19 protein-coding genes are annotated in these 13,614 nt (G+C 61.5%); 8 read left to right on the plus strand and 11 right to left on the minus strand.

The window, feature by feature from the left end; genetic code table 11:
• The first annotated feature begins 35 nt into the window (after window positions 1-35).
• The 5 genes from lolA (at window position 36) to cysG (ending at window position 5,201) form a co-directional block, all read left to right on the plus strand.
• A complete protein-coding gene (gene lolA, locus ASE98_RS22835) occupies window positions 36-659 on the plus strand; it encodes an outer membrane lipoprotein chaperone LolA (protein ID WP_060543571.1) in 624 nt (207 codons plus the stop codon).
• 153 nt (window positions 660-812) lie between these two features.
• Window positions 813-2,135 (plus strand): replication-associated recombination protein A, encoded by a 1,323-nt coding sequence (locus tag ASE98_RS22840; protein WP_060543572.1) that lies wholly within the window; start codon window positions 813-815, stop codon window positions 2,133-2,135.
• Entirely contained in the window at window positions 2,135-2,509 is a 375-nt protein-coding gene (gene crcB, locus ASE98_RS22845; protein ID WP_060543573.1) for a fluoride efflux transporter CrcB, read from the plus strand. The genes ASE98_RS22840 and crcB overlap by 1 nt, the downstream gene beginning before the upstream one ends.
• A 16-nt stretch (window positions 2,510-2,525) precedes the next feature.
• Window positions 2,526-3,806, plus strand: a complete 1,281-nt coding sequence (gene serS / locus ASE98_RS22850) for a serine--tRNA ligase (protein WP_060543574.1) — start codon at window positions 2,526-2,528, stop codon at window positions 3,804-3,806.
• A complete protein-coding gene (gene cysG / locus ASE98_RS22855; RefSeq protein ID WP_060543575.1) occupies window positions 3,807-5,201 on the plus strand; it encodes a siroheme synthase CysG in 1,395 nt (464 codons plus the stop codon).
• 288 nt (window positions 5,202-5,489) lie between these two features.
• Here cysG and ASE98_RS22860 read toward each other — a convergent pair whose 3' ends face one another.
• The 9 genes from ASE98_RS22860 to ASE98_RS22900 all read right to left on the minus strand — a co-directional run bounded on the left by ASE98_RS22860 (window position 5,490) and on the right by ASE98_RS22900 (window position 10,474).
• On the minus strand, window positions 5,490-6,491 hold the full coding sequence (locus ASE98_RS22860; protein WP_060543576.1) for a glutathione S-transferase family protein: 1,002 nt from the start codon (window positions 6,489-6,491) through the stop codon (window positions 5,490-5,492).
• 91 nt (window positions 6,492-6,582) lie between these two features.
• Window positions 6,583-7,584, minus strand: coding sequence for a glycosyl transferase family protein (locus ASE98_RS22865; RefSeq protein ID WP_060543577.1), 1,002 nt, complete (start codon window positions 7,582-7,584; stop codon window positions 6,583-6,585).
• The gene (locus tag ASE98_RS22870; RefSeq protein WP_060543578.1) at window positions 7,581-7,916 is read right to left on the minus strand and encodes a TusE/DsrC/DsvC family sulfur relay protein; all 336 of its coding nucleotides are present in this window, start codon (window positions 7,914-7,916) and stop codon (window positions 7,581-7,583) included. The genes ASE98_RS22865 and ASE98_RS22870 overlap by 4 nt, the downstream gene beginning before the upstream one ends.
• Window positions 7,913-8,206, minus strand: a complete 294-nt coding sequence (gene tusB / locus ASE98_RS22875; protein ID WP_060543579.1) for a sulfurtransferase complex subunit TusB — start codon at window positions 8,204-8,206, stop codon at window positions 7,913-7,915. Before tusB ends, ASE98_RS22870 begins: the two co-directional genes overlap by 4 nt.
• Window positions 8,206-8,568 (minus strand): sulfurtransferase complex subunit TusC, encoded by a 363-nt coding sequence (gene tusC, locus ASE98_RS22880; protein WP_060543580.1) that lies wholly within the window; start codon window positions 8,566-8,568, stop codon window positions 8,206-8,208. Before tusC ends, tusB begins: the two co-directional genes overlap by 1 nt.
• A gap of 1 nt (window position 8,569) precedes the next feature.
• Window positions 8,570-8,962 carry a sulfurtransferase complex subunit TusD gene (gene tusD, locus ASE98_RS22885; protein WP_060543612.1) on the minus strand — a complete coding sequence of 131 codons (393 nt, stop codon included), beginning with the start codon at window positions 8,960-8,962 and terminating at the stop codon, window positions 8,570-8,572.
• Between the two features lie 182 nt (window positions 8,963-9,144).
• Complete coding sequence (locus ASE98_RS22890; protein WP_060543581.1) at window positions 9,145-9,849, minus strand: YoaK family protein; 705 nt, start codon at window positions 9,847-9,849, stop codon at window positions 9,145-9,147.
• A gap of 26 nt (window positions 9,850-9,875) precedes the next feature.
• Window positions 9,876-10,205, minus strand: coding sequence for a DUF6388 family protein (locus ASE98_RS22895; protein ID WP_060543582.1), 330 nt, complete (start codon window positions 10,203-10,205; stop codon window positions 9,876-9,878).
• A gap of 20 nt (window positions 10,206-10,225) precedes the next feature.
• A complete protein-coding gene (locus ASE98_RS22900; RefSeq protein ID WP_034146936.1) occupies window positions 10,226-10,474 on the minus strand; it encodes a hypothetical protein in 249 nt (82 codons plus the stop codon).
• A 147-nt stretch (window positions 10,475-10,621) separates the two neighbouring features.
• Here ASE98_RS22900 and ASE98_RS22905 point away from each other — a divergent pair, with 147 nt between their 5' ends.
• Entirely contained in the window at window positions 10,622-10,972 is a 351-nt protein-coding gene (locus ASE98_RS22905; protein WP_060543583.1) for a hypothetical protein, read from the plus strand.
• 130 nt (window positions 10,973-11,102) lie between these two features.
• Here the strand turns inward: ASE98_RS22905 and ASE98_RS22910 are convergent, their stop codons facing one another.
• On the minus strand, window positions 11,103-11,528 hold the full coding sequence (locus tag ASE98_RS22910) for a GNAT family N-acetyltransferase (protein ID WP_060543584.1): 426 nt from the start codon (window positions 11,526-11,528) through the stop codon (window positions 11,103-11,105).
• Window positions 11,529-11,664: 136 nt separating this feature from the next.
• On the opposite strand from ASE98_RS22910, the gene ASE98_RS22915 reads away from it, so the two are divergent.
• Both ASE98_RS22915 and ASE98_RS22920 read left to right on the plus strand, forming a co-directional pair.
• Complete coding sequence (locus tag ASE98_RS22915; RefSeq protein WP_060543585.1) at window positions 11,665-12,102, plus strand: hemerythrin domain-containing protein; 438 nt, start codon at window positions 11,665-11,667, stop codon at window positions 12,100-12,102.
• 72 nt (window positions 12,103-12,174) lie between these two features.
• The gene (locus ASE98_RS22920; protein WP_060543586.1) at window positions 12,175-12,774 is read left to right on the plus strand and encodes an NUDIX domain-containing protein; all 600 of its coding nucleotides are present in this window, start codon (window positions 12,175-12,177) and stop codon (window positions 12,772-12,774) included.
• A 207-nt stretch (window positions 12,775-12,981) separates the two neighbouring features.
• Here the strand turns inward: ASE98_RS22920 and ASE98_RS22925 are convergent, their stop codons facing one another.
• Window positions 12,982-13,494: a methylated-DNA--[protein]-cysteine S-methyltransferase gene (locus ASE98_RS22925; RefSeq protein WP_060543613.1), complete on the minus strand. Its 513-nt coding sequence runs from the start codon at window positions 13,492-13,494 to the stop codon at window positions 12,982-12,984.
• Window positions 13,495-13,614 lie beyond the last annotated feature (120 nt).

Consider the following 13,614-nt stretch of genomic DNA (forward strand, 5'->3'; position numbering starts at 1 on the left):
CCTGCCGCACTCCCACGAATGTTATGAGGACTCCCATGCGTCTGATCCGCATGCTGTTGCTGCCGGTACTGGCTTTGACCACGCTCCAGGCTCACGCCGACGACAAGGACGTGGCGCGCCTGACTCAACTGCTGGAAAAATCCCAGACCCTGAGCGCGCGTTTCTCCCAACTGACCCTTGACGGCACCGGCACCCAATTGCAGGAAACCGCCGGTGAAATGTCCTTGCAGCGTCCGGGGCTGTTCTACTGGCACACTAATGCACCGGCCGAGCAGACCATGGTCTCGGACGGCAAGAAGGTCACCCTGTGGGACCCGGATCTTGAGCAGGCGACCATCAAGAACCTCGATCAGCGCCTGACCCAGACCCCGGCCCTGTTGTTGTCCGGTGACGTGTCGAAGATCAGCCAGAGCTTCGATATCAGCGCCAAGGAAGCCGGCGGCGTGATCGACTTCACCCTGAAGCCGAAAACCAAGGACACACTGTTCGACAGCCTGCGTCTGTCGTTCCGTAACGGCCTGGTCAATGACATGCAGATGATCGACAGCGTCGGCCAGCGCACCAATATCCTGTTCACCGGGGTCAAGGCCAACGAGCCGATCCCGGCTTCCCGGTTCAAGTTCGACATCCCCAAGGGTGCCGATGTGATCCAGGAATAACATGCGACCCCTGTACCTGTAGGAGCGAGCATGCTCGCGATGGTCGACAACGATAACGTTGGCAGCTTGACACCCAGCGGTGTCCTTGAGTCCATCGCGAGCATGCTCGCTCCTACAGGGGGGGCGTGTTCAATTGAGGTATCAGAGATAGTCATGGACCTGTTTCGCAGCGCTCCGATCGCTCAACCATTGGCCGCCCGCCTGCGCGCGACCAACCTGGACGAGTACGTCGGACAGGAACACCTGCTCGCTCGCGGCAAGCCTTTGCGCGAAGCCCTGGAGCAGGGTGCCCTGCATTCGATGATTTTCTGGGGCCCGCCGGGCGTGGGCAAGACCACCCTGGCGCGCTTGCTGGCGGAAGTCTCGGACGCGCACTTCGAAACCGTCTCGGCGGTCCTGGCCGGCGTGAAGGAAATCCGTCAGGCGGTGGAAATCGCCAAGCAGCAGGCCGGGCAGTACGGCAAGCGCACCATCCTGTTCGTCGACGAAGTGCACCGCTTCAACAAGTCCCAGCAGGATGCGTTTCTGCCGTATGTCGAAGACGGTACGCTGATCTTCATTGGCGCCACCACGGAAAACCCCTCGTTCGAACTCAACAACGCTTTGCTCTCCCGGGCCCGCGTCTATGTGCTCAAAAGCCTCGACGAAGCGGCCCTGCGCAAACTGGTGCACCGCGCGCTGAGTGAGGAGCGCGGTCTGGGCAAGCGCAACCTGACGCTCAGCGACGAAGGCTTCCAGATGTTGTTGTCGGCCGCCGATGGTGATGGCCGACGCCTGCTCAACCTGCTGGAAAACGCCTCGGACCTTGCCGAAGACAACAGCGAGATCGGCACAGACCTGCTGCAAAGCCTGCTCGGCGACACCCGCCGACGGTTCGACAAGGGCGGCGAAGCGTTCTACGACCAGATCTCCGCGCTGCACAAATCGGTGCGCGGCTCCAACCCCGATGGCGCATTGTACTGGTTCGCGCGGATGATCGACGGCGGTTGCGATCCGCTGTACCTGGCCCGGCGCGTGGTGCGTATGGCCAGCGAAGACATCGGCAATGCCGACCCGCGCGCCCTGAGCCTGTGCCTGGCCGCCTGGGAAGTGCAGGAGCGCCTTGGCAGCCCCGAAGGCGAACTGGCGGTGGCCCAGGCCATTACATATCTGGCCTGCGCACCCAAGAGCAACGCGGTGTACATGGGCTTCAAGACGGCATTGCGCGCCGCCGCCGAGCACGGTTCGCTGGAAGTGCCGCTGCACTTGCGCAACGCGCCCACCAAACTGATGAAACAATTGGGTTACGGCGATGAATACCGCTATGCCCACGATGAGCCGGACGCTTATGCCGCTGGCGAAGATTATTTCCCGGAAGAACTTGAACCGATCCCGTTCTATCAGCCGGTGCCCCGGGGCCTGGAGTTGAAGATCGGCGAAAAGCTCAATCACCTGGCGAAACTCGACCGTTTAAGCCCAAGACAGCGGAGAAAATAGTGCTTCCCTTGATCGTTGCGGTTTCCGTCGGCGGAGTTGCCGGCACGCTGTTGCGCTTTGCCACGGGCAATTGGATCAACGCTAATTGGCCGCGGCACTTCTATACCGCGACGCTGGCCGTTAATATCGTGGGCTGTTTGCTGATCGGCGTTCTATACGGTCTGTTTTTGCTACGCCCGGAGGTGCCGATTGAGGTGCGTGCCGGGTTGATCGTCGGCTTCCTCGGGGGGCTGACGACTTTTTCATCCTTTTCACTGGATACGGTGCGCCTGCTGGAAAGCGGGCAAGTGCCGCTGGCCCTGGGCTATGCGGCGCTCAGCGTATTCGGCGGGCTGCTTGCCACCTGGGCCGGCCTGTCCTTGACCAAACTTTGATAAACGAGAAACCGACATGCTCGATTCCAAACTGTTACGTAGCAACCTTCAGGACGTAGCGGACCGCCTGGCATCCCGTGGCTATGTGCTGGATGTTGCGCGCATCGAAGCGCTGGAAGAACAGCGCAAGACCGTCCAGACCCGCACCGAAGCACTGCAGGCTGAACGTAATGCGCGCTCCAAATCCATCGGTCAGGCCAAGCAGCGCGGCGAAGATATCGCGCCGTTGATGGCGGACGTCGAGCGCATGGCGGGCGAGTTGAGTGCCGGCAAAGTCGAGCTGGACGCGATCCAGACCGAACTGGACTCGATCCTGCTGGGTATCCCGAACCTGCCGCACGAATCCGTGCCGGTCGGTAAAGACGAAGAAGACAACGTCGAAGTGCGCCGTTGGGGCACCCCGACTGCCTTCGATTTTCCGGTTCAGGACCACGTCGCCCTGGGCGAAAAATTCGGCTGGCTGGATTTCGAAACCGCCGCCAAGCTGTCCGGCGCGCGTTTCGCCTTGCTGCGCGGCCCGATCGCCCGTCTGCACCGCGCCCTGGCGCAGTTCATGATCAACCTGCACGTCACCGAGCACGGCTATGAAGAGGCCTACACGCCTTATCTGGTCCAGGCCCCGGCGCTGCAAGGCACCGGTCAGTTGCCGAAATTCGAAGAAGACCTGTTCAAGATCGCCCGTGAAGGCGAAGCCGACCTGTACCTGATCCCGACCGCCGAAGTGTCGCTGACCAACATCGTTGCCGGCGAAATCGTCGACTCGAAACTGCTGCCGATCAAGTTCGTCGCTCACACACCGTGTTTCCGTAGTGAAGCCGGTGCATCGGGTCGCGACACTCGCGGCATGATCCGTCAGCACCAGTTCGACAAGGTCGAGATGGTGCAGATCGTCGAGCCGTCGCAGTCGATGGAAGCGCTGGAAGGCCTGACCGCCAACGCCGAGAAAGTCCTGCAACTGCTGGAACTGCCTTACCGTACCCTGGCGCTGTGCACCGGCGACATGGGCTTCGGCGCGGTCAAGACCTACGACCTGGAAGTGTGGATTCCGAGCCAGGACAAGTACCGCGAAATCTCGTCGTGCTCCAACTGCGGCGACTTCCAGGCCCGCCGCATGCAGGCGCGTTTCCGCAACCCGGAAACCGGCAAGCCGGAACTGGTACACACCCTCAACGGTTCCGGCCTGGCAGTCGGTCGTACCCTGGTGGCTGTGCTGGAAAACTACCAGCAGGCCGACGGTTCGATCCGTGTGCCAGAGGTGCTGAAGCCGTACATGGGTGGCCTTGAGGTCATCGGCTAAATGAACTATCTGCCGCTGTTCCACAACCTTCGCGGCAGTCGTGTGTTGGTCGTCGGTGGGGGGGAGATTGCCTTGCGCAAATCCCGCCTGCTGGCCGATGCCGGTGCGCTGCTGCGAGTGGTTGCACCTGAAATCGAAGCACAACTGCGTGAGCTGGTTGCCGGCAGCGGTGGCGAGTGCCTTGTGCGCGGTTACGTCGAGGCGGATATGGACGGCTGTGGCCTGATCATCGCCGCCACCGACGACGAGGCGCTGAACGCGCAGGTGTCCGCCGACGCTCATCGGCGCTGCGTGCCAGTCAATGTGGTGGACGCGCCGGCACTGTGCAGCGTGATCTTCCCGGCGATTGTCGACCGTTCGCCATTGATCATTGCGGTGTCCAGCGGCGGCGATGCGCCGGTGCTGGCTCGCCTGATTCGCGCCAAGATCGAAACCTGGATTCCTTCTACCTACGGTCAGCTCGCTGGCTTGGCGGCGCGTTTTCGCCATCAGGTCAAAAAGCTGTTCCCGGATGTGCAGCAACGTCGCGCATTCTGGGAGGACGTTTTCCAGGGGCCGATTGCCGACCGTCAACTGGCCGGGCAGGGTGGTGAAGCCGAGCGTCTGCTGCAAGCCAAGATCGATGGTGAAGCGACGGTGGCCACCGGTGAGGTGTATCTGGTGGGCGCCGGGCCGGGTGATCCCGACCTGCTGACCTTCCGCGCCTTGCGCCTGATGCAACAGGCCGACGTGGTGTTGTACGACCGTCTGGTGGCACCGGCGATACTCGAGTTGTGCCGTCGCGATGCCGAGCGGGTCTACGTCGGCAAGCGTCGCGCCGATCACGCGGTGCCGCAGGACCAGATCAACCAGCAACTGGTGGACCTGGCCAAACAGGGCAAGCGCGTGGTTCGGTTGAAGGGTGGCGATCCGTTCATCTTCGGTCGCGGCGGTGAAGAGATCGAGGAACTGGCGGCCCATGGCATCCCGTTCCAGGTCGTGCCGGGTATCACGGCGGCCAGCGGTTGCGCGGCGTACGCCGGGATTCCGCTGACTCACCGCGATTACGCGCAGTCGGTGCGTTTTGTTACCGGGCACCTGAAGGACGGCTCCAGCGATTTGCCTTGGGCCGATCTGGTGGCCCCGGCGCAAACGCTGGTGTTCTACATGGGGCTGGTGGGCTTGCCGAGCATCTGCGAACAGTTGATCAAGCATGGTCGCGCCGCCGATACCCCGGCGGCGCTGATCCAGCAGGGCACCACGGTCAACCAGCGGGTGTTTACCGGCACGCTGGCCGACCTGCCACGGTTGGTGGCGGAGCATGAAGTGCATGCGCCGACATTGGTGATCGTGGGTGAGGTGGTGCAACTGCGCGAGAAACTGGCGTGGTTTGAAGGCGCTCAATCACAAGTCTGATCTGTGGTGAGGGGGGGCTATCGGGGCTTGTGTGGCGAGGGGGCTTGCCTGTGGTGAAAGGGCTTGCCTGTGGTGAGGGGGCTTGCCTGTGGCGAGGGGGCTTGCCCCCGCTGGACTGCGCAGCAGGCCCATGCTTTTTGGGGCCGCTGCGCGACCCAACGGGGGCAAGCCCCCTCGCCACAGGCAAGCCCCCTCGCCACAGAAGCCCCCTCGCCACAGAAGCCCCCCTGTCACACAAGCCTCCCTCAACACAATTGATCGCATCTGCTCTCAGGTTTCAGTGTGTAATCAGGCCCTGCGCCAAACCCCTTTGCCATTCAACCGCTCCCGATCATGGGCTGCGGTGAAATCCTGCGCCGGGCCTTTTGGCACGATCCCCGTCGGATTGATGGTCTTGTGACTGCCGTAGTAGTGGGTCTTGATGTGGGTGAAATCCACCGTCTCAGCAATCCCTGGCCACTGGTAAATCTCCCGCAACCAGTTCGACAGGTTCGGATAATCGGCAATGCGCTTGAGGTTGCACTTGAAGTGCCCGTAATACACCGCGTCGAAGCGAATCAGCGTGGTAAACAGGCGGATGTCCGCTTCGGTGAGGTACTCGCCTGTCAGGTAGCGGTTGGCGTCCAACAACTGTTCCAGGTGATCGAGCTCGGCAAACAATTCATCGAACGCCGCCTCATATGCCTGCTGCGACGTGGCAAAACCGGCGCGGTACACGCCGTTGTTCACCGCCGGATAAATCCGCTCGTTCAGGACGTCGATTTCACCCCGCAGCGCAGCGGGATAGAAGTCCAGGTCGTTGCCGGTCAGTTCGTCGAACGCACCATTGAACATGCGGATGATTTCCGATGATTCATTGTTGACGATGTGCTCTTGCTGCTTGTCCCAGAGCACCGGTACCGTGACGCGGCCGGTGTAGTCGGCGGCATCGGCGGTATAGCGCTGGTGCAGGAAGGTCAGCCCGTCGAGTTTGTCGCCGGTGGAGCCGTGGGCCTTGTCGAAGGTCCAGCCGGTCTCCAGCATCGAATAGCTGACCACGGACACGTCGATCAGGTTTTCCAGGCCTTTGAGTTTGCGCAGGATCAGGGTGCGATGAGCCCAGGGACAGGCGAGGGACACGTAGAGGTGGTAGCGCCCCGGTTCAGCCGCGAAGCCACCGACACCGCTCGGCCCCGGCTTGCCGTCTGCCGTCACCCAGTTACGACGCTGCGCCTGTTCGCGCTGGAACGCGCCGTCTTTGCTGCTTTCGTACCACTTGTCCTGCCAGCGGCCATCGACTAATAAACCCATGTTCAATCCTCCTGAAATCGTTAAGCGTTTGAGTCGAGTCTATTCCGATGAGTTCGAACAAAAAGCGCAAAGATCGGGCGTCAATAATCGATTAAATCGATTTGTTACGGGCGGCCCAATATTTCTCGGCAGTTTCGAAGGCTTGCTCACGGCTCTGGCCGAGGCCGCGCAGGGCCAGTGCCATGGTCGAAATCAACGCCATCTGCGGATAGCTGTCGACTACATCGCCACGCCATACGGCTTGCAAATGCCCGGGATCGAGCGCGGCGGGTTTGACGTGACGCTGCGCCGACAGCTGCGGCCATTCCTCGTCCCAGCTTTCGCCGCCGGTGGTGCCATACAGGTGACTGTCGGCGTCCGGGTTGATCTCGATTTCTCCACCGTCGCCCTTGATCACGATGGCGGTGTCGCCGAGCAAGCCGCTGGCATCGCGATGCACCGCCTGATAACCCGGATGGAAAATGCTTTGCAGGCCGCAGCGCGCACCCAGTGGATTGAGAATCCGCGTCAGCGAGTGGATCGGTGAGCGCAGGCCCAGGGTGTTGCGCAGGTCGATCATCCGTTGCAGTTGCGGCGCCCAGTCCACCAGAGGCATGAACGCCAGGCCGCCGTTGTCCAGCGCCGAGCCGACCTGTTGCCAGGTGCGGCACAGGGGGATCTGCAATTGCGCCAGTAATTGCTCGCTGTACATCCGGCCCGCCGTGTGTGCGCCAGCGCCATGCATGAAGATCCGCACGCCGTTCTGCGCCAGGCATTTGGCTGCCAGCAGGTACCACGGCAAATGGCGCTTCTTGCCGGCGTAGGTCGGCCAGTCCAGATCGACATTCAATGCCGGTGCCTGCAAGCGCTCACGCAAGGCCTCGGTGAACCCGGCCATCTCCTCGGCGCTTTCTTCCTTGTGCCGCAACAGCATCAGGAACGCACCGAGCTGGGTGTCCTCGACCTTGTCGTCGAGCACCATGCCCATGGCTTCGCGGGCTTCGACCCGGGTCAGGTCGCGGGCACCGCGCTTGCCTTTGCCCAGGATCCGGACGAATTGGGCGAACGGATGTTCGGCGGGCGTTTCGAGGGTCAGCGCTGGAAAGTCGGTCATAAGCAATTCGTCGGTTTGGGCAGGCCCGCCAGTTTCGCGGCGAGTTTGGCAGGGGTGCCTTTGAACAGTTGGTTGAGGTGCAGGCTGTTGCCTTTTTCCGGGCCGAGCTTCAATGCGGTGTACTTGATCAGCGGACGTGTCGCCGGTGACAGCTGGAACTCGGCATAGAAGCTGCGCAGCAGTTCGAGGACTTCCCAGTGCGCAGGCGTCAACTCGATGTCTTCGGCGGCCGCCAGGGCACCGGCCACGTCAGCATTCCAGTCACTGAGCTCGACCAGGAAACCGTCCTTGTCCAGTTCGATGGCGCGGGCGCCGACCGTCAGGGAATTCATAGCCAACTGTTTACCTTGTCGTGGTGGATCGTCAGTTCGACGAAGGCCGGGTAATCAATGGCTGTGACCCAGTCGGGGGCTTGAAGCGACCGGGCCTGGGCATCTTCTGCCAGAACGTAGAGTCTCAGGCCGCTTGCCTGCAGCGTGGTGTAGGGCGCGGTGGCGGGTTGCAGGGCATAGGCGGCGTCACCGGACAGCAGCAAGGCGTCGCCGGCGCCAATCACGCGCAGGCAACTGGTCAGGCGATCGTCGCCGAACGGGGAATGAGACAACATATGCAAAGTCGACATCAGAGGGTGATCACCTGGTCGTAACGGTCAATGAGGGCGGTGATTTGCTGGGCAGTCAGCACCTGGGCTTCTTCCAGCGAGAGAGCGCTGGAATCCAGACCACGTTGCGCGGCGCTGTCGGCACAGAAAAACAACTCTTCGACACCGAACATCGGTAGAGCCTGAAGGTTGGCGCTCAGGTCTTTCTGCTGCAGGGCCTTGGCATCCTGTTGCGCGGCCAGCTGGAACACGCCGTCATCGAGAAACAGCAGGCCGATCGGCAGATCGAAGGCGCCGCCGGCCAGCACGATGTCCAGCGCTTCCCGGGCACCGGGCCCGGACCATGGCGATTGGCGGCTGATGATCAGCAAGGATCTGGCCATCTCAAGCACCTCCGAAACAGATCAGGCGGTCAGCATCCTGCACCGCATCGTGCAACTGGCCGAGGCCGGACAGTTCCCAAGGCGCGCCGACGGCAACCGCCTCACGTTGATAGCGCCTGGCTTCTTCTTCGTTCAACACACCACGGCGCAAGGCGGCGGCGATGCACACGACGCCGTCGAGTTGATGGTCGCTGACAAAGGCGCGCCATTGCTTGGGCAAATCCAGTTCATCCTGAGGCGTGACCACGCTGCCGGAGGCGTTGCCGACACCGTCCTGATAGAAAAACAGCCGGACAATCTCATGCCCGCCGGCCAGTGCCGCCTGGGCGAACAGCAGGGCGCGGCGCGAGGAGGGCGCGTGGGCGGCGGAAAATACGGCAATGGCGAACTTCATGGCGGACTCGATCAGCGAAACTGCGGCCATGATAAAGCTTTATCGACGGGGCGGCTAAGTCGAAGTTGCCTGTGCCGGCGCCTTCGCGAGCAAGCCCGCTCCCACAGGAGGACTTACTATCGACACAGAACCAATGTGGGAGCGGGCTTGCTCGCGAAGGCGGCCTGACCGTCACACCTGAATCAACGCGGCATATAACCCAACTGCCAGCGCCGCGGGATCTTCAACGACAACAGCCCCAGCGCGGCAGCCAGCAGACCACTGGCAAACAACGCCTTGAGCCCCAGGTGATGTTCCAGCACGGCACCGAGTACCGCGCCGGCGAACATGCCCGTCCAGGGGATCAATTGCACGCGCCAGCCATTACGGCGCTCGCCGAGCATCCAGCGGCCCAGCCCGCGACCGAAGCGCGACAGGGCACCGGTCACATAGGTCAGGCCGACCGGCAGGCCATTGACCTCCTCGACGGCCGCATTGAGCATGCCCATGGCGATGATCGCCGCCAGCAGCGCGGGCAATTGCTCGTCGTAAGGCCAGGCGCCGGCAGCGCAGAGCAGGGCGGCGATACACAGCAGCAACGGCAGCGCCCGCCGTCCGCCGAAACGGCTGACGACGATGCCCAGCGCATTGCCGATGACGAACATGAGCACCAGCAGCAGCAACCGCAGGATCAGCCCCAGGTCACCGACGCTGATGGCGACGGCAAGGCGGGTGGTGTTGCCGCTCATGAAGGAGACGAAGTCGCCCGTTGCCATGAAGCCGATGGCATCGGTCATGCCGGCCAGTACCGAGAGCATGGCCACCAGGCTCAGGCCGATACGCCCGCGCCATTTCTGTGTGTGCAGGTGACCGGGGCTGGCGTGGGTTCTGGAAGCGGAAGGCAGCATCGGCGATGGCACTCCTTGAGCGGTGATTACGGTGTTATTCCATATAAATCGCAATATTCCAGCCAATCCATGCCGGCCATCTCCGCCACTTCCCGGTGCACTTCAAGGCGCCGGGCTTCGTATTCCTCTGGCGTGGCGGCCGTCAGTTGCAGGGTCAACTCCCAGGCGAACAATCCCTGTCGCTCTGCCTCGGCCTCGAACGCTTCATGCAAGCGCTCTTCACGGTACTGCTCCGAGGTTTCGCCCTTGGCTTGAGCCAGCAGCGGATTGAGGTGGTCGAGTTCGACGCGCAATTGCGGGCGCTCGTCGAGAAACTTCTTCAGCGCTTGTTCGTGTTGCAGCTCGGATGCCGCCATGGTCGCTCCTTGAACAGGGATTACGAAGACTGCTTTTTGCTGGCCTTGGCGGCAGCCGCCAGGCATTCGAGGGCAAATTGTTCGGTGTAGGTCATCTGGATCGGCGTGGTTTCGCCCTTGACGGTTCTTTCGCCGTCGAGGATGTAACGAATGCGCTTGTCGGTGACGCCGATTCGCTTGGCGATCCAGGAAGGTGTCTGGCCGATCTGGCTGATCAGCTTGTCGGCATATTCAGTGGTTGGTTTGTAAAACTCGGCGTTGGGTGTCATTGGGGTTCCAGTCAGGTATTGATGTGGCGGGATTGGCGCGACAGGGTGCGCGAATCGTCGCGTGGTGTCGCGTTATAAATGCAGTAAAGCAGAACGATACGCCGCGCCACGGTGATACAGTCCGCTTTTTCCTCATGAGTGAATGCAATGCGAATTCTGATGGTGGCGCTGGCCGCTGCCTTGCTGGCGGGATGCGCGGGCTCGGCGATGAACGATGCTCGCACCAAGGCGCCCTACAAGACCCTCAACTCGAGTAAACCGGCCAAGGATGTCGCCCAGTGCGTGCAGTTTTCCTGGCAGGACGAGGCCGTCTTTGGCGTCGACGCCGCTGCCTACCTGGAGCCCGGCGAGAAGGGCGTTACTACCGTTTACACGCGCTCGGCCGAGTCCTTCGTCGACGTGACGACCGACGCCTCGGGAACGGTCCTGAGCTACTACGCCCAGCAGGATGACTTCGTGGCCAAGCGCCGCCTGGCGGCGTTGGCGACCTGCCTGTGATCTGAAAATTGATGCATTACCCCTGTGGGAGCGGGCTTGCTCGCGAAAGCGGTGTGTCATTCTAATAGGATGTCGACTGGCACACCGCTTTCGCGAGCAAGCCCGCTCCCACAGGGTTTTTGTGCGTTGATCAGTAACTCAGGCGCTTCTGTAAAAAGAAATGCTTGTACCCCGGCGGGTAGTCGGCAATGTGGCCAATCTCGCTATAGCCGCATTTGCTGTAGAACGCCGGGGCCTGGAATTCAAAGGTATCGAGCCACAGCCCGACGCATTGGCGCTCGCGCGCAAGGTCCTCGGCCATCTGCATCAATTTCGTGCCCATGCCTTGTCCCCGCGCCTGTTCCGGCACCGACAACAGATCGATGAACAGCCACTGGTAAAACAGGCGCGCGTACAGGCCGCCGAGGATCTCGTCATTGTCATCGCGAATCAGCAGGGCGACATGCTCAGGCACCGCGCCAGGTACCTTCGAGGCGTTGTAGGCGCGTAACGGCTGCAGGATGGCCTGGCGTTGTTCTTCCGTAGGGTTTTGCGTCAGCTCGATTCGCAGGGTCATGGCTATATCCTTATGGCATTGAAGCGGCAGCCTATCCCGCTTGTCGCGATGGATCCAGCCCCGAAAAGTTGAACCCTCGATCGTGTGCAGCTGTCATTTCTCAGGAAGCCCACAACGCGCTCCTTGAGGAAAAACCGTGAACATTTTTGAAGCCTTGCGCGAAAGCCATGAACGCCAGCGCACTTATGCCAAAGCGCTGATCCGTACCAGCGGCGATACGCCGGAGCGGGTCGAGGCATACAAACAGCTCAAGTCTGAACTGCAAGCCCATGAAACCGCCGAGGAACGTCACTTCTATATACCCTTGATGGAGTTCGACAACGGCATCGATCTGAGCCGCCATGCGATTGCCGAGCATCACGAAATGGATGAAATGATGGAAGAACTGGATCAGACCGAAATGTCCAGCCCGGCCTGGCTGGCGACCGCGAAAAAGCTGTCGGAGAAAGTTCACCACCACCTTGAGGAGGAAGAGCAGAAGTTCTTCCAGATGGCCGGCAAACTGCTCGACGACAAGCAGAAAGAAAAGCTGGCGGGGCAGTATGAAAAGGAATACCAGGCGCAACTTTCTTGAGCTGCGCGCTGCCGGGTTTCTGCATTTTCACCTAACATGCCTGCCTTCAGGACAAAAACGGGGTGGGTTGTCATGGCGAAGAACACAGCCGAGCGGGTCAACATCGTCGAATCTCAGGTGTTGTCCCACAACTGGTATCTGTTGAAGAAAGTCACCTTCGATTACCTGCGCAATAACGGCGACTGGCAGCGTCAAAGCCGGGAAGTCTACGATCGAGGCAATGGTGCGGCGATTCTTTTGTACAACCGGGAAAAGCGCACCGTTGTGCTGACCCGCCAGTTTCGCCTGCCGGTGTTCGTCAACGGTCACGACGGCTTGTTGATCGAGGTGGCGGCCGGCCTGCTGGAGGGGGCTGCGCCCGAAGAGCGTATTCGTGACGAAGCCGAGGAAGAGACCGGTTACCGCGTGCACCACGTGCAGAAGGTCTTCGAGGCGTACATGAGCCCAGGCTCGGTGACAGAAAAGCTGCACTTCTTCATTGCTCAATACGATGCGTCGTCGAAGGTCAGCGATGGCGGAGGGCTGGAAGAAGAAACCGAGGAACTGGAAGTGCTGGAGTGGACATTCGAGCAAGCGCTGGCAGCATTCGAGCGCGGCGAAATCTGCGACGCCAAGACCATTATGTTGTTGCAGTACGCGGCCATGAAAAACCTCTTCGCGCCCGCGCGCTAGACGACTCCCCGCTTGCAGGCGACAGGACCTCGAGCCTTGCACCGCACTTGCGGCCGTCATCGCCGGCAAGCCAGCTCCCACACAATTGCGGTGTTCGTTGCTCTCGGAGTTTGACGCCGATCTGTAGGGGCCGGCGTGCTGGCGATTGGACCACAAGCCTTGCATCCCACCCCAGGCCACCATCGCTGGCAAGCCTGGTCTTGCGAATCAGAAACCCGGCAGGCGCGCGGTTCCAGGCCACTGCCCGCCTTCAAGGGTGAGCAGCAATTGCTTGGCCTCGAGCCCCCCGGCAAACCCGGTCAGCTTGCCCGAGGCGCCAATCACCCGGTGACAGGGCGCCACGATCGAAATCGGATTCTTGCCATTCGCCGCACCCACCGCGCGGACTGCCGCCGGGTTGCCGATCTGTTCGGCGATCTGGCTGTAGCTGCGCGTCTCGCCGAACGGGATGGTCAGCAGCGCCGCCCAGACCTTCTTCTGAAACTCCGTCCCGACAAAGTCCAGCTCCAGGTCGAAGCAATGGCGGGTACCGGCAAAATATTCGCGCAACTGCCCTGCGGTGCGGATCAGCACCGGATCGTCCGGCGCCTCGCGCATTGGTCCGAGCCGCACCCGCCCGGGTTTGTCGTTTTCCCAGAGGATGGCCGCCAGTCGTGAACCGTTCGCCACCAGCTTCAGATCGCCGACCGCAGACGCAAAGGTGGTGCAGGTGTAGGTCATGCCGCAGGCCGCGCCGAATTGCTGAACAGCTGTCAAGCATACCGCCTCGAAGGGGAGGCGCAATACGCAAAGCCGACCATACTTGCCTACTGCTCCTCAAGCGCTCCCCTGTTCAATAAC

Source organism: Pseudomonas sp. Leaf48, assembly GCF_001421885.1.
Lineage (GTDB): Bacteria > Pseudomonadota > Gammaproteobacteria > Pseudomonadales > Pseudomonadaceae > Aquipseudomonas.

Excerpts from the sequence above, each read along its gene's own strand:
- lolA (WP_060543571.1), top strand. The coding sequence starts at position 36 with ATGCGTCTGATCCGCATGCTGTTGCTGCCGGTACTGGCTTTGACCACG.
- ASE98_RS22900 (WP_034146936.1), bottom strand. The coding sequence starts at position 10,474 with ATGACACCCAACGCCGAGTTTTACAAACCAACCACTGAATATGCCGAC.
- tusC (WP_060543580.1), bottom strand. The coding sequence starts at position 8,568 with ATGGCCAGATCCTTGCTGATCATCAGCCGCCAATCGCCATGGTCCGGG.
- ASE98_RS22910 (WP_060543584.1), bottom strand. The coding sequence starts at position 11,528 with ATGACCCTGCGAATCGAGCTGACGCAAAACCCTACGGAAGAACAACGC.
- ASE98_RS22905 (WP_060543583.1), top strand. The coding sequence starts at position 10,622 with ATGCGAATTCTGATGGTGGCGCTGGCCGCTGCCTTGCTGGCGGGATGC.
- ASE98_RS22925 (WP_060543613.1), bottom strand. The coding sequence starts at position 13,494 with ATGACCTACACCTGCACCACCTTTGCGTCTGCGGTCGGCGATCTGAAG.
- tusB (WP_060543579.1), bottom strand. The coding sequence starts at position 8,206 with ATGTCGACTTTGCATATGTTGTCTCATTCCCCGTTCGGCGACGATCGC.
- ASE98_RS22870 (WP_060543578.1), bottom strand. The coding sequence starts at position 7,916 with ATGAATTCCCTGACGGTCGGCGCCCGCGCCATCGAACTGGACAAGGAC.
- cysG (WP_060543575.1), top strand. The coding sequence starts at position 3,807 with ATGAACTATCTGCCGCTGTTCCACAACCTTCGCGGCAGTCGTGTGTTG.
- ASE98_RS22860 (WP_060543576.1), bottom strand. The coding sequence starts at position 6,491 with ATGGGTTTATTAGTCGATGGCCGCTGGCAGGACAAGTGGTACGAAAGC.
- ASE98_RS22920 (WP_060543586.1), top strand. The coding sequence starts at position 12,175 with ATGGCGAAGAACACAGCCGAGCGGGTCAACATCGTCGAATCTCAGGTG.
- ASE98_RS22890 (WP_060543581.1), bottom strand. The coding sequence starts at position 9,849 with ATGCTGCCTTCCGCTTCCAGAACCCACGCCAGCCCCGGTCACCTGCAC.
- serS (WP_060543574.1), top strand. The coding sequence starts at position 2,526 with ATGCTCGATTCCAAACTGTTACGTAGCAACCTTCAGGACGTAGCGGAC.
- tusD (WP_060543612.1), bottom strand. The coding sequence starts at position 8,962 with ATGAAGTTCGCCATTGCCGTATTTTCCGCCGCCCACGCGCCCTCCTCG.
- ASE98_RS22840 (WP_060543572.1), top strand. The coding sequence starts at position 813 with ATGGACCTGTTTCGCAGCGCTCCGATCGCTCAACCATTGGCCGCCCGC.
- ASE98_RS22865 (WP_060543577.1), bottom strand. The coding sequence starts at position 7,584 with ATGACCGACTTTCCAGCGCTGACCCTCGAAACGCCCGCCGAACATCCG.
- ASE98_RS22895 (WP_060543582.1), bottom strand. The coding sequence starts at position 10,205 with ATGGCGGCATCCGAGCTGCAACACGAACAAGCGCTGAAGAAGTTTCTC.